We start from the raw sequence: 21,223 nt of genomic DNA on the forward strand, positions 1-21,223 counted from the left end.
TCACGCGTCTTACTCGTACGTGAGGCCGTCGATGGCCCACTCGTCGCCCACCGCGACGACCGTGTAGTGATAGACGGTCGCTCCGGGGACCGGCTCGTCTGCCGGGTTGCCTTCTTCATCGAGGGGCGAGAGGAAGGACTCCGTGGTGGTGACGGTGATGGTGCCGTCCTCGTTCGTGGCGACCTCGTCGATCGCGACTTCGTAGTCGTCGAAGTTCTCGTCGAACAGCTCGGCCTCGGTGACGAAGGAGTCGCAATCGCCGAAGCCGCTGTCGGCGCGGAACTGATCGGTCGTCGACGTCGTGAACGCCTCGCAGTCGGCATCTTGCCACGCATCGTCGTACAGCTCGACGGCGGCCACCGCGGCACGCTCGTCTTCGGAGTCGGCAGAGCCGCCGGAGGTCGCCATGCTCATGAACAGCAGCGGGATGACGATGGCCGCTGCGATGACGATGCCCAGCAGCACGACGCCGAGGACGACCCAGAGGATCCAGAGCTTTGACTTGCGACGCTCGGTCGCGGCCGTGAATCCGCCGGCGCCGTTGGCGGGATATCCCGCGGGCGGAAGTCCGGTCGCCGCGTACGGGTCCTGGTACGCCGGCTGCGCGGCGGCGTCGATCGGAGCACCCGCCGCAGCGGCTGCGCCCGCCTCGGGCGCCGCCTCCGCGAGCGGTGCGGGTTCGCCCGCCGCGGCGTATGCCTGGTAATCGGGCACGCCGGCGGGGGAAGGAACGCCGTATGCCGCTGCTGCGGCCGGGTCGAGCTCGAGCGCTGTCGCTCCCGGAACCGCGCCGGCCTCGGAGGCGGCGACGATGTCGGCCTCGGTCGGCGCGCCGGCGTCGGTCTCGGCGTCGGGCTGCGCGACGTGCTCGGTCCACTGCGCGCCGTCCCACCAGCGCATGGCGCCGTGGCCGTCGTCGTACCATCCGGGAGGAGTCGTCGTCATGGTCACACCCTACTGCGGAGGCATGCGCGGCATCAGCGGCCCGACGTGCACGACGGCGCTCGCACAGCCCTGGTTCAGCGCCGTGTCGAATGCCCGGGCCTCAGATCCAGCCGGCGCAGCAGCTGCGCGTTGAGCGCGACGACCACGGTCGACAGTGACATCAGGATCGCGCCCACCGACATCGGGAGCACGAATCCGATCGGTGCGAGGATGCCGGCCGCGAGTGGTACGGAGATGAGGTTGTACCCCGCCGCCCACCAGAGGTTCTGCGCCATCTTGCGGTAGCTCGCGCGCGAGAGTTCGATCACCGAGAGCACCGAGCGCGGATCGCTGGAGGCGAGGATCACCCCGGCCGACGCGATGGCGACGTCGGTCCCCGCTCCGATCGCGATGCCGACGTCCGCCCTCGCCAGTGCCGGGGCATCGTTCACGCCGTCGCCCACCATCGCGACCCTCAGCCCCTCGCGTTGCAGCTCGGCGACCTTGGCCGCTTTGTCCTCCGGGCGGACGCCCGCGAAGAAGCGACGGATGCCGAGGTCCTCGGCCACCGCGCGCGCGACGGCTTCGGCATCCCCTGTGATCATCACGACATCCACCTCGAGCCGGCGGAGCGCTTCGACGGCTTCTCGGGATTCGGGGCGGATCTCGTCGGCGAGGGCGAGTCCGCCCACCACGGCATCGTCGCGGACGACGTGCAGGACGATGAAGCCCTGGTGCCGCCAGGCGGCGGATGCCGCGACATCCGCCGCCCCGATGTCCGCGAGCAGACGAGGACCCCCGACGCGCACCTCGTGGCCGTCCACCGTGGCGGTCACGCCGACGGCCGGCGACGACGAGAAGCCGGTCGCGCGCGGCACCGCGAGTCCGCGCCGGCGCGCGGTGCGGACGATGGCACCCGCGAGCGGGTGCTCGCTGTCGGCTTCGGCCGCTGCCGCGAGCACGAGCACCTCGGAGGCGTCGAGACCGTCCACCGCTGCCACATCGACGACGGTCGGCTCGCCCTTGGTGAGGGTGCCCGTCTTGTCGAACAACACGGCGTCGACCGTGCGCATGCTCTCCAGCGCGAGACGGTCCTTGATGAGCACGCCGCCGCGCGCGGCCCGCTCGGTCGCGATCGACACCACGAGCGGAATCGCGAGGCCCAGCGCGTGCGGGCAGGCGATGACGAGCACAGTGATCGTGCGCACAACGGCTTCGTCGGGCGACCCGATCGCCGTCCAGACGATGGCCGTCACCGCCGCAGCCGCGAGCGCGAACCAGAAGAGCCATCCCGCCGCACGATCGGCGAGGCGCTGAGCGCGGGAGGTCGAGTTCTGCGCGTCGGCGACGAGGCGACCGATGCCGGCGAGCGCGGTGTCGTCACCGGTCGCGGTGACCTCGATGCGGATGCCCGAATCGGTGGCCACCGTGCCTGCCGTCACCGGGTCGCCCGCCATGCGGGACACCGGACGCGACTCGCCCGTCACCATCGACTCGTCCATGTCGGCACGGCCATCCACGATCCGGCCATCGGCGGGGACGCTCGCGCCGGGCCGGACGATCACGACGTCGCCGACGCGGAGATCGGCGGGCGGCACCACGACGATCGTGTCACCGTCGATGCGCTCCGCCTCGTCGGGCAGCAGCGCTGCGAGCGAGTCCAGCGCCGAGGTCGTCTGGGCGAGCGAGCGCATCTCGATCCAGTGGCCGAGCAGCATGATGACGATCAGCAGTGCCAGCTCCCACCAGAATTCGAGCTGGTGGTGCAGCATCCCGAGGGTCGCTCCCCACGACGCGATGAACGCGACCGTGATCGCAAGCCCGACGAGCAGCATCATGCCGGGTGTCCGTGCTCGGATCTCACCGATCGCACCGGTGAGGAACGGCCAGCCGCCCCAGAAATACATGACGGTGCCGAGCACCGGCGAGATCCATGCGGCGATCGGCGCCTCGGGAAGCGGGTAGCCGGCGAGCATCGCGAACATGCCCGAGAACGCGATGACCGGGACGGCGAGGGCGAGGTTGATCCAGAACAGCCGGCGGAAGCGCGCGGCATGATCGGCGCCGTGGCCGGTATGACCGCCGTGCGACGAGTGAGCGGCATGGGCGGCGGGCGCGTCGTGGGCGGCGGGCGCGGCGTGGGCGGCGGGCGAGCCGAGACCAGCGTGGGCGTGGTGCTCCCCTGGCGCGGGCTCGAGGTGACCGAGGTGGCCGGTGTGATCGGCGTGGCCAGAGTGCTCGGCGTGCTCCGCGACGTGCTCGGCGTGGGCGTCGTTCAGCGCGGCGCGATGCGGACGGTGCTGGCCGGTCATGGCCCTCTCCTCATTCAGCGATTGATTCCGTTATACCCCTGAGGGGTATCTAGGACAATCGTGACGGCCCGTCACGTATTCCGCTTCACGGACAATCGCTCGCTGTCAGGCCGAGGCATCCCACCAATCCAGCACACGGGTGCCGATGAGCGTGAGCCATCGAGACGACTGGCCCTCGGGCACGTCGACCGCGAACCAGGTACGCCCGGTGAGGGGCGTGCCCTGCCGCCAGGTGCGATCTGCCTGGCGGGCGGCACGCACGAGGTCGACGGCATCCGAGAGTCGCGAATCGGGCGCGGTGCCGTCCCGCAGCGCGGCGTCGCGGAAGTGATCGAGCGCGACGAGTGCGCTGTACCGGTGGCGATTCGGAGAGACGAAGCGGGTCGCGAAGTCGCCGACGACCTCGCCCGTGGTGGCGCGGTAGAGGAGGCGGCGCGTGAGGAGGTACTCCTCGCCCCCTCGACGCGCCTCTGCGAGCGAGGAGTCGCCGGTCAGCCGCTCGTACGCGAGCATTCCGCGCACGGCATTGAGGGTCGAGTGGAACGACGAGCGGACGGAGCGGCCTTCTTCCGCCTCGCAGTTCCAGCCGCCGTCGGCCAGACGGTGTGCAGGAAACCACGCCGCGAGCGCTGAGACGTCGGCGCCGAGCCAGGCGCCACTGGCGAGAGTGTAGGAGTTGATGCAGACATCGACCTCGCCGCCCCAGTACGGCAGATCGTCGTACTCCCACCGACTGTTCGCCGCGAGCTTCTCGGCCGTACCGTCCAGGGCGGCGGCATCCAGGCCCCACTCCCGGAGGTCTTTCAGTGCCCACGTGGTCGCCGTCCAGGGCTGACCCGGCAGCTCTGCCTCAGCGCTGCCGAAGAACCCGGCGGGGAAGTACGCGCCACCATCCCACTGACCATCCGGGTCCTGCTTCGCCAGAAGGGCCGCACCATAGCCTTCGACCGCCACTCGGGCACGAGTCGCCTGCCAGGTCTCGGGCGCCGCACCGGTCAGATCCCGCTCTACCTGCCATTTCACGGCCGGGTCGGAGTCGAGCAGCCAGTCGAGCACCCGCGGATCGATCGCCATGCCAGCAAACTAGCCCCCGGCGCCGACAGTCGGAAGCGTCCGCGTGCGTCACCCCAGGGCATCCGCCGATCGCCCCGGAGCCGGAGCGCCCTACATCCGACCGACGGTCTCGATATCTTCGAGGAAGTCCGCCGCGACCTGGGGCGACACGGTGGCGCGCGTGGCGGAGATCGCGGCGATGTAGTCGCCGATGACCGGGCCGTCCTGAGCGCCCTCGGCGGCGTACACCGCATTCTCCAGCGCCGCCTGCGACGCCTTGCGCGCCGCGAACTCGATGTCGGCGGGCGAGAAGCCGTCCGTCATGGTGACGAGCGTGGACACGTCGATGTCGACGGCGGTCGTCGGGATGTACCGCCGCCAGATAGCGGTCCTGGCCTGTTCGTCGGGGAGACCGATCGGGATCACGTAGTCGAACCGGCCGTGACGCAGGAACGCGGCATCCAGCGCGCGTATGAAGTTCGTGGCGCAGATCAGCAGGCGCCCGGGCTGCTCGCGGAAGGCGGGGATGATCTTCAGCAGCTCGTTCGTCACGCCCTGCGTCGGCGACGGCGGCTCTCCCTGGCGATGCGAGGCGATCTCCTCCACCTCGTCGATGAAGACCACGGCGTGCTCCAGCTCGGAGATCGTCGTGAACGTCTCGCGCAGCGCGCCGGCGAGCCCGCCGGGATGCGCGGCGAGGCGCGAGGGGAAGACCTCGACGAACGACCACTCCAAGCGGGACGCGATCGCCTTCGCGAAAGTGGTCTTGCCCGTTCCCGGCGGACCGAACAGGACGATGGCCCGCGGCGGCACCACCCCGAACTTGTCGGCGAGCTCGGACTGGGCCAGGGGCATCACCACTCGCCGTTCGAGCAGATCCTTCTCGGCGGTCATACCGCCCACGGAGTCCCACAGGCCCCGAGGCAGCACACGCCCGCCGAGTTCGGCGAGACGCTTGAGCTCTTCGCGCTGGACGGGAATGAGTCGCTCGAAATAATGCAGGTCCTGCTTGAGCACGAATCCCTGGTGCAAGAAGGCACCGACTCGCGTCTCGACCGCCGGCATCAATGCCGAGAGCTTCGAGATTCCGTGCGCGGCCATCCGCGCCTCGAGCGCCGCGAGCAGCGAGGATCCGACCCCGGTTCCCCGGGCGTGGGATGCGGTGGCGAGGAAGACCACCCAGCCTTGCGCGTGCGCAGCCCTGCCGATCGCCGCGCCCACGACCTCGTCTCCGGCAACGGCCACCACGGCATGGTCCTTCGCGCAGGAGGCGAGGACGTCTGCGAGCCCGTAGACCGGTTCGGCATCGGCCGCGAGGACCTGCTCCCAGAGCCTCAGGATGCCGTCGACATCGTCGGCGTGGTAGTCGCGGATCCGCCAGCCTGTCATCGAGTCTCCTTCGATCCCGTGCCCGCACGTGATCCGGCGAGGCGGCGAGGGGATCAGAGTATCGCGGACGGACTCGCTGCCGGCCCCGCATCCGCAGGACCGGCAGCTTCGCGCGCTCGCTAGTTCACACCCCACAGCTCCAGGAAGCCGGCCCGGTAGTCGGCGTCGCCGAACCACTCGCCCGACGCCTGCGCGTCGGCGGTGAGCGTCAGGTTCCCGACGTTCTCGGTGGTGAAGATGCGGCGGAACGGGAACGAGAGGTCCCCCACCGCCTCGGCACCGGAGGTGAGGCGCACGACCGCATCGGCCGTGTACCACGCTGCCGCATCCTGGTTGTATGCGGCCACCGCCTTGACGTCCCCGCCCGCCGCGATCTCCTGAAGGGTGGAGAGCTGCCCGTCGACGCTGACCACGGTGATGTCGTCACGTGCGGCGGACTGGATGCCCTGCGACACCGACGGCAGGAACTGGTCGAACTCCGCCTGGATGTATGTGATGTCGGGGTTGGCGATCAGCGCGGAACTGATGAGGCTCGGGAGCTTGTCGAGCTGACCGGAGTTGGTCTCGACGACCTGGACCGTGCAATCGGCGCAGCCCTGCTCGTAGGTGGCGAGGATGCCGTAGTCCGCCCACGCGGTGGTCGCCTCGGAATCGGTGAGCTTGATGACGAGCACGTTCGCCGCCGCATTCGAGTCGGCGATGACCCAGTTCGTCGACCACGACTGCAGCAGCACGTTGTCAGCGCTGACGTAGGCCACCTGCGAGGGGTCGCCGTCGCCCGAGGTCGTCGTGGCGGACAGGACCCACGGAATTCCCGCCGCGAGCAGCTGATCGAAGGATGTCGTCGCGAATTCCTTCGGGATGCCCCCGGTGATCACCGCGGCCGCATCGGCGTCGATCGCCTGCGAGATGCAGCTGGCTGCGTCCGCGGGATTGAGCTTCGCGTCGCAGACCTGGACCGTCGCGCCGACGTTCTCCAGAGCAGACGTCAGAGCGGTCCCCAGATTGTTGAGCAGCGGGATCTGAAGAGCCATCGGAATGTAGTAGACCGTCTCGCCCGCGAGAGCACTCGCATCGACCGCCGGACCCGGTGCGGTGAACTCATCGACGGACTCCGAGGCGGCCGTCACGACCTGCAGCGCAGCCTGGGCTTCGGGGCTCAGATCCGCGGCATCCATGGTCTCGGTCGAGGTGCCGGGGTCGCTGGAACAGCCGGCGAGAGCGATCATGCTCAGGGCGGCGATGACGACGCCGAGGGCACGGAGATTCTTCTTCACTGATGTGACTCCATTGCTTGGTGATGGTGATGGTGATGGTGAGGAACGCAGGACTGCACCTCGTGGGTCAGCCCTTGGTCCGCCGTTGCAGGAGGTGCGAGATGGTGACGGCGAGGATCAGCGCGGCGCCGTAGAACACTTCGGTGACCCAGCCGGTCAGGCCCAGCAGCTGCAGCCCGAAGACGCCGGTGATCAAGAAGTAGGCGGCGAGGAACATCCCGATCGGGTTGAAGCGCCCCGGCACGACCGCGACCGTCCCCAGGAAGACGGCGGCAAAGGTCGGGAGGAGGTAGGAGGCCGCGGACGCGGGGTTGAACCCGCCGTTGCCGATCGAGATGACGACGCCCGCGAGCCCGGCGAGAAGAGCGCTTGAGAGGTAGGCCCCTACGCGCACTCGTCCGACGGCGATCCCGGCGAGCTTGGCGACAGCCCTGTTCGATCCCACGAACGCCATGTGACGGCCGATCGGGGTCGCGGCCATGATGTACGCCACGAGCGCGACGAGGACCAGCCCGTACCAGAAGAGCAGCGGCAGCCCCAGGAAACGAGCGGTGGACACGGCGGAGAGCGCGGTGGGCAGACCGCTGACGGTCGTCTCACCCGACAGCAGATAAGCGAGTCCACCCGCGATCGACCAGGTGCCGAGCGTCACGACCACCGAGTTGATGCCGATACCGACGATGAGCAATGCGTTGATCGCGCCGAGGACGAGCGCGATGACGAGGGCGGCCAGCACCGCGAGAGGAATCGGCCAGCCGTGCAGCACGGCGAGTGAGGGCACGGCGACGGCGGAGATGCTGAAGATGCCGGCGAACGAGAGGTCGAACTCGCCGACCGCCATGGTGATCACGACACCGAGGCCGAGGAAGATGACGGGCGTGATCTGGCTGAAGACCGTGCGCATCGCGTTGATCGGGCTGACATCGCCGGGCACGAGTGCCACGAGTGCCACCAGCATGACGATCCACAGCAGGACCAGCGCGTAGCGCGACAGCAGGTTCATCGCGATGCGCTGCGCCCGCGGTACGGGTGCGGGCACGGTCGTCGTGGTGGTGGTCGTGGACGGCGGGATGGTCGAGCTCATCGGTCGGTTCCTTCGGAATCGTGGAAGATCGCGGAGAAGATGGTGTCTGCGGTGAACGGCCCGGTCAGCTCGTTCACGACCCTGCCCTCTTCGAGGATGTAGACGCGGTCGCAGACGGAGGCGAGGTCCTCCACCTCGGAGCTGCACAGGACGACCGCCGCACCGTCGACGGCTGCCTGCCGTGTGGCGCGCAGGACGCTGGCGCGCGCGCCGACGTCCACCGCCTGCGTGGGATCGTCCAGGACGAGGACCACGGGACTGCCCATCAGCCACTTGCCCATGAGCAACTTCTGCTGATTCCCGCCAGAGAATCCGGCGACGGCCGCATGGCGATCGGCGGGAGTCACCGCGAAGCGCTGCAGCACGGCGTCGGTCTCGTCCCGCTGCCAGGCGACGCCCGTCCACCACGGCTTCCCCCGCCGGCGGAGGTGCGGCAAAGTGACGTTCTCCTCGACGGTGAGTTCCGTCGCGAGCCCCTCGCCATGCCGGTCCTGCGGAATGTAGGCCACGCCCGCGTCGAGCGCCTTCGAGATGGTCGCGTTCTCGAGCGAAAGCTCCCGGCCGTCCACGCGGACCACGCCCGTGCCGGTCAGCGCACCGGCGAGAAGTGGCGCGAGGCTGGAGAGGCCGGAGTCGATCGATCCGGTGAACCCGACGACCTCCCCGCGGCTCACGGACGCGGAGATCCGGCGAATACGGCCGCCGCGCACGTCGCGCAGCTCGATGCCGCCGACGCGGCGCGGGGACGGCATGCTGGCCGCGAAGTCGGCGAGCTCGCCGTTGCGGCCCAAGACCATCCGGGTGAGCTTGGCCTCGTCGAGCTGTGCGATCGGAACACCCATCTCGATGACGCGCCCGTTACGCAGTGCCGTCACACGGTCCGCGATCTGCAGGACCTCGGTGAGGTTGTGACTGACGATGATCACCGCCGTCCCCTGCGAGGTGAGCAGCCGCACCATCGCATAGAAATCGGGAAGCGCCTCGTGCGGAATCGATCGCGACGACTCATCGAAGACGACGACCCCGCTGCCGGGCACGCGCTCCTGCAGCGCGCGGGCGATGGCGACGCCGACCTTCTCACTGGGCCGCAGCTTCTGCACCTTCGTGTCGGGCGAGATGTGCCCCAGATTCAAGAAGTCGAGCGTCTCGCGCACGGCCGCGGAGTCCTTGCGCGTATCGATCCACCCCGTGAACCGGCGGGTGGAGTGACGCCCGACGCGCACGTTCTCGCGGACGGAGAGATCCGGGATCAGTCCCAGGTCCTGGTGCACGAAGGCGAGGCCCTCGTCGTGGAGGGTCGCCGGGTCGACAGGGGCGCCGATCCGCTTGCCGTCCACGAGCACTTCCCCGCCGCGATCGGCGCGGTACACGCCGCTGATCAGCTTGATCAGCGTCGACTTTCCGGAGCCGTTCTGCCCGATGAGCGCATGCACCTCGCCCGCGTGCACCTCGAGGTGCGCGTCCTTCAGGACCGTCACGCCGGCAAAGGTCTTCGACAGCGACGTCACCTCCAGCCGTGGAGCGCTCATCACCGCACCTCGCTCGCCGTGCGAGTCATGCCCGCTCTCGCCGCGAGTCGCGACTGATTCGGATAACACACAGCACCTCCTCGTGTCTGTGGACATCGACCGGGCGGCCACCCGGCAGATTGCTGTGCACGGCCGCAGACGTCGAGGTCTGTCGCCGTGCCCGTCATTGAGTTGTGGTGCCCCGGCTCCGCCCGCCGCACGGGCGGAGGCGAAGCCGGGGGGTCGATCGTCCGCTGCGACCTACGGCGCCTTCGCTGACGTGAACGGCAGGACGAGGCGCGAGTGGTGTTCGGCATCGCGGTAGACCTTGTGGGTCACCGGGCGCCCGACGGGCAGATGGAACGCGTCGGGGGGCAGGAGCGAGTTGTGCTCGTCCACCAGCGGCTCGTCGTTGGAGAGCTCCGCAACGAGACGGTGCCCCGGCAGGAACGTCGCTGCGAAGGGATAGATCCGCAGGACGTACTCCTCGATCCGGCCCGGCTCGACCGGCACCGCGCGGGTGTGCGGGTGGTACGGATTGCCCTCGGTGGTGCGGTCGTCCAGCTCGCGGTGGGATGCCTTCAGATACGCCGTCGTGATGAGCTGGCGACGACCTCCGGGAGCTTCATCCCAGAATCGCAGAATGAGATTCGAGTCGTCCTGATCGATCGCCACGAACAGGTGCGCCGCGCCCGTACCGATCATCTCGGTCGCCTGCTCGAACGGATCCGTGCGCCAGGTGAGGATCTCGACCTTGTCGGTCACCGTCAACGGCGCCTGGTAGAACCCGTCAGGGGCGGCATGCTCGGCGGTCATCGGCTCGGGCTGCGCGAGCAGCTTGCCGCGCGGACGCAGGAACAGCGACGTGTACTCGATCGGCTTCGGCGGCCACTGGTCGGCGGTGACGACCTCGCGCGACCCCTCGACGAAGACCGAGACCGCCGGCTCGTCCATCACACCGTTGTCGATGCCCTTGATCCAGTAGTCGTACCAGCGGAACATCTTGTCGTGTTCCTCGATGAACGGCCGCGATTGCATCGGGGGGTAAGGGCCGATGTCGAGCTTCTTGGGGCCCCTGAGGCGGTGGAAGACCTCGAGCGTGCCGTCCAAGGTCCAGCCACGACCCTGATCCAGCTGCAGCCACACCGGGATGTCGATGTTCGGGGCGAGGGCGACGGGATTGCGCTCCTCATACCAGTCGCCGTACAGCTCGTTCGTGATGATGTCGAACCACGCCTCGTGGTTCTTCGGATAGTGAAGCGTATGCACCAGGTTCGGCCACGCCGCCACATCCGGATCGGCGAGACGCTCGGCGACGCGGCGGGCCACGTAGTCCGGCGTGCAGTTCTCCAGCATCCGCGACTTGACCCGATCGGTGAACGCCCAGCCGGAGTCGCCGCCGCGCCCCTCGCGCGCCGCACGCGGCATGAACCACATGATGCCGCCGTGGTAGGTCGTCTCGTAGAAGTCGTAGTGACCACCGGAGACGAAGATCGCCTTCAGGTGCGGCGGACGCGCGGCGGCCGCCAGCAGCTGCATCGAGCCGAAGTACGAGATGCCGATCATTCCGACGTTGCCGTCGCACCATGGCTGAGCCGCGACCCACTCGATGAAGTCGTAGGCGTCCTGGCCCAGTGAGACTCCGCCGGCGTTGTAGTTGCCGATGTGCTCGCCGTCCGACGCCCCGGATCCGCGCAGGTCGCCGATGACGTGCACGTATCCCTCGTCGACCACGCGCGCGATATCGCCCGCTTCGATGCATCCGTCCCACATCGGACTGGGACGGCGCTGCGGCGGCATGGTGAGAGCGAGCGCCTGCAGTTCCTTGCCGTAGGGGCTGAGGGCAACCAGTGCCGGTCGCGGCGCGCCGTCGGTGCCGGCATATGCGTCGGCCGCGAGCTCGACCCCGTCGCGCATCGGAACGCGCAGGTCCTTGCGGACGGTGATGGCGGTGTTGCCCGCCTGGACGTTGTGGATGGCGCTCATCGCACGCTCCTCGGAGAGTTCGCGCCACCGAAGTGGGCGACATAGGCGTTCATGGTCGTGAAGAACGGTGCGGGCTCCAGCGTCGGATCGCCGGAGTAGCCGAGCTCGTCCGCGACCGCCTCGAAGGGCGAGTACGGCGAATCGGTCGCGACGGCTCCGGCCTCGAGACGGCCCCGCACGGCGGCGCGGATACGGGCCTCGTTGTCGATGCTTCCCTGGATCGCCTCGATGGCATCCGCCGCGTCCAGCACCTCGGGAAAAGGGGTTCCGTCCGCGCGACGATAAGGATGCCCCATATAGAGGCGCTCCGGACGGACGACGTCGCGCAGATACTCCAGGCTCGCGCGGTAGCGATCGGGATCCTCGTAGCCGGGGAATCCGCTCGCGGCGCCGTACGCCTGCACGGCGTCGCCGACGAAGACGTCTCCGTGTCCGACGAGCTCGTACGCGACCGCACCCTCGGTGTGGCCGGGAATCGAGTGCACCCGCATCTCGATGCCGTCGCCGAGTGCGAGCGTCTCGCCCCCGGTGACGATGATGCTCGGCTCCATCTCGCCGTCGATCGCGGCACGAAGCAGCTCGATCTCGTGGGCTTCGCCCTCGGGATCGGTCAGCCAGCGCCCGCGCCCCTGCCGCCACTCCTCGACGTGGGCCTCGCGCGAACGCAGGAATGCCACGTCGGCTTCGTGGATGACGACGTCGGCCTGGCGGCCGGTCCGCTCGTACAGGCCGGTCGTCCCGCCCATGTGGTCGATGTGACCGTGGGTCAGCAGGATCCACCGGACGTCGGCGACGCTTCGCCCCAGAGTTTCGAGCTGCGCCGCCATGTTCGCCGGCGACTCGGTCACGCCGGTGTCGATGATCGCGGGCTTCGGAGCATCGATGTAGAAGCTGCGCAGGCTGAAGCGGCCCCACGGCGCGACCAGAGGGTGGACGATGCTCATCGTGCCGCTCCGTCCAGGAACCGCGCCGTCTGCGCGAACGCCTCGGCGTACTCCGGCAGCCAGAAGAAGTGCTGCACGAAGCCGTGTCCGGCGCCGAGGTAGCGTGTCTGCGTCACGTCGACGCCGGCGTCGCGCAGGCGCTGCGCGTAGAGCTCGCCCTCGTCTCGCATCGGGTCGTACTCGCCGGTCAGGATGAGCGCTGCGGGAAGACCCGACAGATCCGCACGCGTGATCGGAGACACGCGCGCGTCGAGCACGTCGGCTCCGCTGTCGATGTAGAACGCATTGAAAGGGGCGAGTCCCGAGGTCTCGAGGCCGTAGCCGACCGCGTTCTCGACCATCGAACCGTAGCGCTCGGGGTCGAGGTCGAGGTCGACCGACGGGTAGTAGAGCACCTGGTGCGTGATGCGATCGGTCCCGCGGTCGTGCAGCTCGGCAGCGACGACCGTAGCGATCGTCGCGCCGGCGCTGTCACCGACGACGGCGAGGACGCCGCCGTCCCAGCCCAGTTCGTCGCCGTGCTCGATGATCCACCGCACCGCCGCGACGCTGTCGTCGATCGCGGCGGGGAAGGCGTGCTCCGGCGCCAGGCGGTAGCCCACGGAGACCACGCGCAGGCCGGTGGCGGTGGCGAGGTGCCGCGCGATGTGGTCATGCGTGTCGAGGCTGCCCAGGAAGAACGCCCCGCCGTGGAAGTACACGATCACACCCGCGGACTCCGTCTCGGAGTCGTTGTACACGCGCACCGGAATCCCGCCGACGGGGGTGCTCAGCACCCGGTCTCCGACCGAGCGCACCGGGTGGCGGTCGTCCGGTGCCGGCACACGCGCCTCTTCCCCGGCCCGCATGGCGACGGGGTCGAGCACGTCGGGTTCATCGTGCGGCAGCGTGGCGATGAACGAGGCGATCTGAGGATGCAGCGGCATGGCTCAGGCCTCGACCCGGTCAGCATCCCCGTGCTGACCGGGGAAGCCGTCGTCGAGCGACTCCTCGTCCCATCCGGCGCGCGAGATGCGCTGGTATTCGTCGGTGATGGGTTTGCGGGCGGCCTGGTAGGCCGACAGGCCGGCGGCGATCGAGTCGGCGTCGCGGAGTGCGTCCGCGAGGCCCTTCGCGCCGAGGATGGCCGAGTTCGCGCCTTGTCCCTGGTGGTGGAGCATGGCGTGAGCGGCGTCGCCGACCAGCACGATCGAATCTGTGTGCCACAGGTTTATCGAGTCGATGTCATGAGCCGAACGGCAGTTGACGGTGTCGAGGTCGATCGTGCGAGTGACGTTCTCGAAGCGGTCGTCGAACCCCGCGAGCGATTCGATCAGCCGCTCGCGAGTGATCTTGGGCGACCACGTGTCGTCGTCCGACGGGACCGTGATGTCGAACGAGACCTGTCCTCGATGCTTGAGCGGCACCAGGTAGAGGTGACGGTTCGTGGGAACGTCGAAGTAGATGTGGAAGTCGTTGTCGTCGTCGAACACGCCAGGAATCAGGTCGAGGTCGAAGACGGCACGGTAGGCGTGCTCGTGAGCGAACACCGGGGGCTTCTCGCTGAAGAGGGCACCGCGCACGCGCGAGGTGATGCCGTCGGCCGCGACGACCAGATCCGCCGTGATCTCGGTGCCGTTCTGGAAGCTCACCGTGGCGCTGTCGCCGTTGTCGACGACGCTCACGAGGCGATGGCCGAACGCGACCATGCCCTCGGGCAGCACGCTGAGCAGCGCGTCGATGAAGTCCCGACGATGGATGAAGTGGGTGGTGAGGCCGAAGACGTCCTTCTCCGGCCATTCCTCGGCGTGGATGGGCTCCGAAGTCGGCGTGAAGATGCGCAGGCCGTGGCTCGGGCTGGTCACGCCCTGGATGGCCTCGAGCGAGCCCCACTCGCGGAAGGCCGCGAGTGAGGAGGGCCGCAGGCCGATACCGGCGCCGACTTCTCCGGCCTGTTGGGCCTGCTCGTAGACGGTGACGTCTGCGCCGAGAAGGCTCAGCGCCTTCGCTGTCGACGCTCCTGCGAAACCTGCGCCGATGACGGCGACCGTGCGTCCGGTGAGATCCATGATGTGTTCTCTCAGTTCTTGGGAGTGAAGAAGTCGACGACGTTGCCGACGAAGAGCTGCTCGATCGTGGCGTCGTCGACGCCATCGGCCTTGAGATCGGGGATCAGCTGATCGAAGAGGTAGTTGATGGTGTGGCCCTTGACGCCGGGCCAACCCAGCGGCGAGCAGTTGGCGTCGGCGGCGACGAGCACCCGGTCGGCCTGGCCGGCGCGCAGGAATCGCATGAGGTGCTGGAAGCGCTCGTCGCGATGACGACCCCAGAACGGCGGGTCGGGCAGTTCGAGGTCGTACCCGAAGGTGTCGAAGCCGATGCGCCCCCCGGCGGCGAGCAGCCCTTCCTCGTCGACCTTGCCCTGGCTCACCCCGTCGTCCGCGTGGCCGAACAGGACGCGATTGACGTCCATGCCCTCCTCACCGAAGATCTCCAGCGCGGGCGCGGAGTCGACGGCGAGGTGCGTGATGATCGGGACGCCCGTGGCGACGGCCGCGCGCGCGGCGGCACGGTAGATTCGCAGATCGAGCGGGGTCATCTTGAAGCCGCGGCTGACGCCGACCTTGATGATGCCCGCCTTGCCGCCGGTCGAGCCGACGCCCACCGTGATCTCGTGGATGAACTGGTCGGCGAGGTACTGCACCTCGGCGTCGGCGAAGTGCTTCAGCGCCGTGTCGCCACCGACGAAGCCGGTGCACGCGACGATGTTGACGCCGGTCTTCTCCGACAGGGACTGGTAGTAGTTCACGTCGCGGCCGTTGCAGATGCCGGTGGCGTCGACGTAGCTGCTGCCGCCCTTCTCCTTGTACTCCCGCAGCTTCGGCACGGTCTCCTCGTAGCGCTGCTCCGGGCTCTTCCACCAGCGGGTGTCGAGTTCACTGCCGGGCATGCCGTAGCCGATGTGCTCGTGGATCGAGGTGAAGCCGAGTTCTTCGACGGCGATGGGTCCGAGGACGGTGTTCACGCGTGCCATGTCAGATCTCCTGTCCGATGAGCAGCGCACGGGGGTTGTCCGTGAGGATGCGGGTGATATCGGCATCCGCGACGCCCGCGATGCGCAGGGCGGGGACGAAGTCGGTGAGCACGACGGCGTACTCCACGGCCGGGGCGGTGAATCCCTTCGCGACGCCTACGGCCGATGCCGAGAGGATGATGCGGTCGGTGTGGCCGGCGGCGATGAGCCTCTGCACGAGGCCGACGCGCTCGGTGTCGGTCAGATGGGTGTCCTCGGCAGAGCCGACATGGTCGATCGCGACGTAGGCGCCGCGTGCGGCGAGGTCCTCCGCTGCGGCGACGCGGTCACGGCGGTCGATGCCGCCGATGACGACGCGATCGGCCGCCAGGCCCTCCTCGGCGATGATGTCGAGGGCAGCGTCGGGGTTCGCGGCGACGAAGGACAGTGCGACACCGGTGGCCTTCGCGGTGCGAGCAGCGCCGCGCAGCAGGCTTTCATCGGTGGGCGTGGGTCCGTTCTCGCTCAACGCCGTGACCACGAGCCCCGCGCCGCTTCGTCGCTCGACGCGCGGGACGACCATGCCGTCGGTGACCTCTGCCGCGAAGAGCTCGGCGAACCGCTCGGCGGGCCACGGCGTCGGCGGGTTGGTCTGCGGGGTGAGGAAGTAGCCACCGAGGTTCTCCTCCGGGCCCATGCCCGTGGAGGCGATGATGTGCACGCCGGTCGCCCGGGACAGCGCCTCGTAGAGGCGCACATCGCGACCGTGGAACATGCCCGTGTGGTCGACGACAGTATCGCCACCCGCAGCCTTGAACGTGTCGAGTCTGCCTTTGAGCGTCTCGAAGATCTCCGCGCGATCGATCGTGATGTCGAACGCGTACTGCGCGCCCGGCACGACCGACAGCAGCGCTTCATGCACCGCGATGACGCCGAGATCCTCCGGCGCAATAGGGCCCAGCACGGTGTTCACCGTCATGCTCACGAACAGCCTCTCCTTTGAGTTCCGAATCGAACGGCGGGCACGATTTCCCGCGCGATCGTGACGATCATGACATTCACTTTACAGAGTGTCAAGTTATATTCCAGAGCGTCACCGCAGGGTCGACGAAAGACGGCGCGTCGAGGGTGACGCACCTCGTGCGCGCGCAGATGGCGGGGCGATACCGCCGGGGCCGACCGGCCGCTAGAGGTCGGCGATGAAGGTGTGCTTGATGATGTCCGCGTGGTCGGCGATACGACGCCAGACGACCGGTCGCCCCTCGCGGGTGCGCATCACGGTCTCCAGGACGAGCACCGGGGCGCCGGCTTCGAGCGCAAGCGCCGCGGCCTCTTCCGACGACGCCGAGGTCGCCCAGACACGATGCTCGCTGCGAGCCACCCGGACGCCGTACGCCTGTTCGAGCAGTTCGATCGCCGAGCCCGCCGCCTCGAGCTCTGCCGCCGTCGGCAAGAACTCCTCCGGGCTGCGAAGACGCACCAGCGCGAGGGAGAGAGGCTGGCCGTTGGCGAAGACGCGACGGTGAAACGTGAGAACCGTTTCGCCCACGTCGAGCATGAGGGCGTCCACGACCTCTCGCGGCGGAACGGCACGATGGACGTCCCTCACCTCCGACGACGGGTTCATCCCCAGATCCGCGAGATAGCCGACGAGCCCGCCGACCTGCAGCGTGGCAGGCCGGTCGATGTCCATACGCTGGACGGGGAACGTTCCCTTGGACCGTTCCCGGTACACGAGGCCGTCCTTCACCAGTTCCTGCAACGCCTGCCGCACGGTCGCCCGGCTCACCCGGAAGCGCTCGGTGAGCAGCTGCTCGGTCATCGCCCCCGCATCGGCGCCCACCGCGACGATCTCGTCGGCGAGGATCCGCTTGATCTGCAGGTACAGCGGGACGCCCGATCCGCGATCGATCTGCGTAGCTGCCGTCACGGCTTCCTCCGTTCACAGTGGCGAGGAACCCGGGTTCCGTCCCCAGAACATCTCGATGCCCCGCCACTCGAGTGACTGCGGGCTTTCGACGCGTTCGCCGAATGCCGCCCGGATCTCTTCGCGCGACCAATAGGGGATGATCGACGGATCGAGCTGTTCGAACAGTTTGTCGAACCACGATCGCACATGCACATCGCTGTTGATACGACTGAAGAAGGTCTCGCCCGCCATGACCGCCTCCGCGAGGACGATGCGCCGGCCAGGAGCGAGCACGCGCAGCAGTTCTCCGGCCGTCTCCGCCCAGTCATCGGAGTGCTGCGTCGCCTGCAGCACCGCCACTGCGTCGTAGTGACCGTCGGCGATGCCGTCTGTGTACGTCCACTGCCAGCATCCGATCTGGCCGTTTCGGCCGACCCTGCCGCTGTGCACCGCCTCGCGCCCGTCACGGATGATCTCGACGATGTCGACGGCGCCGTCGTCGCCGACGATCTCGCGCATGTCGCGCTCCCAGCCGGCGGGGCCGATGCCTTCGCCGATGAGCAGGACGCGGTCACCGGGCCGCAGCTCCAGCAGCCCATACGCGATCTCCGAGATCGGTCGTGCGAGTTCCTGATAGATGTACGGCAGACCGCCGCCGAGTCGGAGCTTCATCTCCCAGGCGCGACGCTGATCCGCATCCAGGATTCCCTCGCCCATGCGCTCCACATCCCAGTCCTGGACGTAGTCGAACGGGTTGCCGCCGCCCCAGTTCTCGGCCATGCTCAGGCCTCCTGAATCGTGAGCAGGCGGGCGGGATTGCCCACCAGAAGCTGATCGATCATGGATTCGTCGACGCCCTCCTCGCGGAGGTCGGGAGCGAAGCGCGTCAGCAGCTCGGCCACCGAGTGCGGCGGGGATTTCCATCCCAGCGGCTGGACGTCCGCGTCTGCGGAGACCGCGACGTTCTTCACGTAGCCGGCCTCGAGGAGGTCGAGGAGCTGCCGCAGCCGGTCCTTGCGGGCCTGGGCCCACGGCACACGCGGTGTCTTCTCGGTCTCATAGCCGATGTTGTCGATGCCCACGAAGGCACCGCGCTGAGCGACAGCGATATCGCGTTTGCGATCGATGTCGACTCCCGCATCGGCGTGACCGATCACGACACGCTCGGGCGAGAGCCCCTGGGCCTCGAGGATGTCCAACTGAGTCATCGCGTCGGTGGACAGATGCGTGAGGATCGGCACCCCGGTGGCGACCGCCGCGCGGCCGGCCGCGGTGTAGATCTTCTTGTCCATGTCGCTCAGGCCCCCGTGACTGACGCCGACCTTGATGACACCCGCTTTGGCGGCGGTGTCGTCGATGCCGACGGTGATCTCCTTGACGAACAGGTCGGTCAGGTACTCGACCGGCTTGTCCCAGAAGAAGGGGCGTGTGCCCATGCCGGTCCAGAACCCCGTGCAGGCCACGAAGTTGATACCGGTCGCCCGGGCGATGACGCGGTAGAGCTCCACGCTGCGGAAGTTGCCGATACCGGTCAGGTCGACGTAGGTGCGTCCGCCCAAAGCGCGATAGTCGGCGAGCTGCTGTTCCGCGCGCGCGATCGTCTCAGAGATCGGCGTCCAGAAGTCGGACTCGAGGTACCAGCCGTTCTGCCCGAAATTGATGTGCTCATGCACCGCCGTGATCCCGAGCTGTTCGGTCGGGATCGGACCGAGCACTGTGTTTATGACACCCATGTCATCCCTCCAGGGTCGTGCGGGTCAGGATGCGTTCCGGCGTCGATCCGAGCAGGATGTCGAGCTGCTCGTCGGTCCCGCCTGCCGCGAGGAAGGCGGGCGCGAACTCGCGCAGAACAGCCCCGAAATCGCCTGACACCTCACTCGGGTACTCGACGGAGACGCCGATCGCGCTGCTCGAGACCACGACGCGCTCTCCGAGGCCTGCGTCGAAGAGCCCGAGAACGATGCGTATCCGCGCCTCCGAATCCACGTACCCTCGCTCGATCGGCCACCCGACGTGGTCCAGCCCGACGATGTATCCCTCGAGAGCGAGAGCCTGAGGCAATCCGGCCGCGACGTGGTCGGCACGGTCGAGACCCAGCACCACCGTGCGCTCGACGGGCAGTCCTTCCTCGACGAGCAGCGCGAGCGCGGCTCGTGGATCATCTGCGACCCGCACCGCGACCGCGGCGCGCGCCGCTCGTGCCGCGCGTGCCGCGGCGCGGATGGTGTCGCGCTCGATGCTCGCCCTGCCGCGGGTGAGCGGCAGCTCGGGGTCCGTGTCAGCGCTCTGGGTGATGCTGACGATCCCTGCCGTCTCCGCGAGACGCTCACGGGTCGGCACGAGCAGGCCCTCGGTGAGCTCCCGACGGAAGATGTCGGCGATCCGATCGACCGTCATGCCGCCGTCCGAGACGTTGTTGGTGAAGTGCGAGCCCACGGTCCATGTCGGGCCGAACCCGGTCGACGCCACGATCTCCACGCCCGTCACCTCCGCGAGCAGAGCCAGCAGCTCTGCATCACGGCCCGTGGTGAGGCCGCCCATGTCGACGATCGTGCGACCGCCGAGATCGCGGAACTCCGTCAGCGCGAGGCGAAGGCGTTCGAACGTCTCCACCCGATCGATCCGATGCTCGGGGACCAGGTCCGCGCCCGGCAGCACCGCGTAGATCGACTCTGACAGCAGCACCGCGCCTCGCCCGCCGGACGATGCGCTGATCACGTCACTCGCCAAAGTCCGCGGCTTCCTGCTCGACGGTCGCCTGATCGAAGTCTCCGATGGCGTCCAGCAGGGAGTTGTCGTACAGGATCGAGGAGTCGGGGATCTTCTCCGAGAGCCCGAGCGCTGCGATGTGCGCATCCCAGCGATCCGGCGAGATGTATCCCCACTGACCGTTGTCCGCGGGAACGAACAGCTCGAGGGTGGCCTCGAGGTTGGCGAGTGCCGCCGCCTGCCCGGTCTCGTCGCTCGGCTTGGCCTCCGGGTAGAGCTCGAAGTTCATCGCAAGGGCGGCCTCGGGGTTCGCCTGGGCGAACGTCGCGGACTTGAGGTACGCGCGCAGGTAGCGTGCGTACACGTCCTTCTCCTCGTCGGTGGAGTCCGTGCGCATCAGGAATCCCGCACCGAAGTCCTCGGCCACGTTGTCGGACAACGGCAGCATGCGCAGCTCGGTGCCGGTGGCGACGGCGGCCTGCGCGATGTCACCGGGGTTCATGACGATCGCGTCGACGCCTCCCGAGCGCAGCTGCTCGACCGCGGCGGCACCTGCCACCGCGACGATCTGCACGCTGGACGGGTCGCCGCCCTCACCGCTGATGTTGGCGGCCAGGAACGTCTCGAACGGCGCCCCCGTCGAGGGCATCGCCACGGTCTTGCCCTCGAGGTCTGCCGCGTCCTCGATGTCACTGTCGTCGAGGACCGCGATGGCGAAGGTCGGCGCCTGGTACGGCGTGAAGATCCATGTCAGACCCTGCTCGCCCTGGTTCGCCGTGGGCACGATGAGCGCGTCGGGCGCCGAGATGACGAGGTCGGCCTGACCCGCGATGACGGTCGCGATGGCATTGGCGGGCTGTCCCGGGAACGTCACGACCTCGACGGTGAGGTTCTCCTCCGCGAAGTAGCCGTTCATCTCGCCGATCCAGATCGGCACACCCGCTGGTGTGCCGGCAGGGGTCGGCGTGGCGATCGTGATGTGGGCGGGGGCGGGAGCGCCGTCCGTCGCTGATGTCGAGTCGGATGCCGGGGCGGATGCCGCACATCCGGCGGCCATGGCCAGAAGGGCCCCTGTCAGGAGCGTTGCGGTGACGGCGCGCGTCGTCCGCATGGTTGTCGAGATCATCATCGACCTT

General features: G+C 68.5%; 18 protein-coding genes. All 18 read right to left on the minus strand.

The genetic code is table 11. The features are described 5' to 3' along the window. Window positions 1-9 precede the first annotated feature (9 nt). On the minus strand, window positions 10-945 hold the full coding sequence (locus tag KEC57_RS03420) for a DUF2510 domain-containing protein (protein ID WP_229383111.1): 936 nt from the start codon (window positions 943-945) through the stop codon (window positions 10-12). Between the two features lie 74 nt (window positions 946-1,019). Then, entirely contained in the window at window positions 1,020-3,236 is a 2,217-nt protein-coding gene (locus KEC57_RS03425) for a heavy metal translocating P-type ATPase (RefSeq protein ID WP_229383112.1), read from the minus strand. Window positions 3,237-3,341: 105 nt separating this feature from the next. Continuing rightward, entirely contained in the window at window positions 3,342-4,310 is a 969-nt protein-coding gene (locus KEC57_RS03430; protein WP_229383113.1) for a squalene cyclase, read from the minus strand. A 90-nt stretch (window positions 4,311-4,400) separates the two neighbouring features. Then, window positions 4,401-5,678, minus strand: coding sequence for an ATP-binding protein (locus KEC57_RS03435; protein WP_229383115.1), 1,278 nt, complete (start codon window positions 5,676-5,678; stop codon window positions 4,401-4,403). A 119-nt stretch (window positions 5,679-5,797) separates the two neighbouring features. Then, on the minus strand, window positions 5,798-6,955 hold the full coding sequence (locus KEC57_RS03440) for a sugar ABC transporter substrate-binding protein (protein ID WP_229383116.1): 1,158 nt from the start codon (window positions 6,953-6,955) through the stop codon (window positions 5,798-5,800). A gap of 67 nt (window positions 6,956-7,022) precedes the next feature. Beyond that, the gene (locus KEC57_RS03445) at window positions 7,023-8,039 is read right to left on the minus strand and encodes an ABC transporter permease (protein WP_229383118.1); all 1,017 of its coding nucleotides are present in this window, start codon (window positions 8,037-8,039) and stop codon (window positions 7,023-7,025) included. Further along, a complete protein-coding gene (locus KEC57_RS03450) occupies window positions 8,036-9,568 on the minus strand; it encodes a sugar ABC transporter ATP-binding protein (protein ID WP_229383119.1) in 1,533 nt (510 codons plus the stop codon). The genes KEC57_RS03445 and KEC57_RS03450 overlap by 4 nt, the downstream gene beginning before the upstream one ends. A 240-nt stretch (window positions 9,569-9,808) precedes the next feature. Beyond that, the gene (locus KEC57_RS03455) at window positions 9,809-11,533 is read right to left on the minus strand and encodes a CocE/NonD family hydrolase (protein ID WP_229383121.1); all 1,725 of its coding nucleotides are present in this window, start codon (window positions 11,531-11,533) and stop codon (window positions 9,809-9,811) included. After that, complete coding sequence (locus KEC57_RS03460; protein WP_229383123.1) at window positions 11,530-12,477, minus strand: MBL fold metallo-hydrolase; 948 nt, start codon at window positions 12,475-12,477, stop codon at window positions 11,530-11,532. The genes KEC57_RS03455 and KEC57_RS03460 overlap by 4 nt, the downstream gene beginning before the upstream one ends. After that, window positions 12,474-13,403 carry an alpha/beta hydrolase gene (locus tag KEC57_RS03465; RefSeq protein ID WP_229383125.1) on the minus strand — a complete coding sequence of 310 codons (930 nt, stop codon included), beginning with the start codon at window positions 13,401-13,403 and terminating at the stop codon, window positions 12,474-12,476. Before KEC57_RS03465 ends, KEC57_RS03460 begins: the two co-directional genes overlap by 4 nt. Before the next feature lie 3 nt (window positions 13,404-13,406). Then, entirely contained in the window at window positions 13,407-14,525 is a 1,119-nt protein-coding gene (locus tag KEC57_RS03470) for an FAD-dependent oxidoreductase (protein ID WP_229383127.1), read from the minus strand. Window positions 14,526-14,536: 11 nt separating this feature from the next. Then, window positions 14,537-15,490 carry a phosphotriesterase family protein gene (locus KEC57_RS03475; RefSeq protein WP_229383128.1) on the minus strand — a complete coding sequence of 318 codons (954 nt, stop codon included), beginning with the start codon at window positions 15,488-15,490 and terminating at the stop codon, window positions 14,537-14,539. A 1-nt stretch (window position 15,491) separates the two neighbouring features. Then, the gene (locus KEC57_RS03480; protein WP_229383686.1) at window positions 15,492-16,448 is read right to left on the minus strand and encodes a phosphotriesterase family protein; all 957 of its coding nucleotides are present in this window, start codon (window positions 16,446-16,448) and stop codon (window positions 15,492-15,494) included. Window positions 16,449-16,655: 207 nt separating this feature from the next. Next, window positions 16,656-17,399, minus strand: a complete 744-nt coding sequence (locus KEC57_RS03485) for a GntR family transcriptional regulator (protein WP_229383130.1) — start codon at window positions 17,397-17,399, stop codon at window positions 16,656-16,658. Window positions 17,400-17,411: 12 nt separating this feature from the next. Further along, window positions 17,412-18,158 carry a methyltransferase domain-containing protein gene (locus KEC57_RS03490; protein ID WP_229383131.1) on the minus strand — a complete coding sequence of 249 codons (747 nt, stop codon included), beginning with the start codon at window positions 18,156-18,158 and terminating at the stop codon, window positions 17,412-17,414. A 2-nt stretch (window positions 18,159-18,160) separates the two neighbouring features. Then, entirely contained in the window at window positions 18,161-19,111 is a 951-nt protein-coding gene (locus KEC57_RS03495) for a phosphotriesterase family protein (protein ID WP_229383132.1), read from the minus strand. A gap of 1 nt (window position 19,112) precedes the next feature. Further along, window positions 19,113-20,096: a phosphotriesterase family protein gene (locus KEC57_RS03500; RefSeq protein WP_229383133.1), complete on the minus strand. Its 984-nt coding sequence runs from the start codon at window positions 20,094-20,096 to the stop codon at window positions 19,113-19,115. Between the two features lies 1 nt (window position 20,097). Next, entirely contained in the window at window positions 20,098-21,216 is a 1,119-nt protein-coding gene (locus KEC57_RS03505; protein WP_229383135.1) for an ABC transporter substrate-binding protein, read from the minus strand. Between the last annotated feature and the right edge of the window lie 7 nt (window positions 21,217-21,223).

This window comes from Microbacterium allomyrinae, from assembly GCF_020682705.1.
Taxonomy (GTDB): domain Bacteria; phylum Actinomycetota; class Actinomycetes; order Actinomycetales; family Microbacteriaceae; genus Microbacterium; species Microbacterium allomyrinae.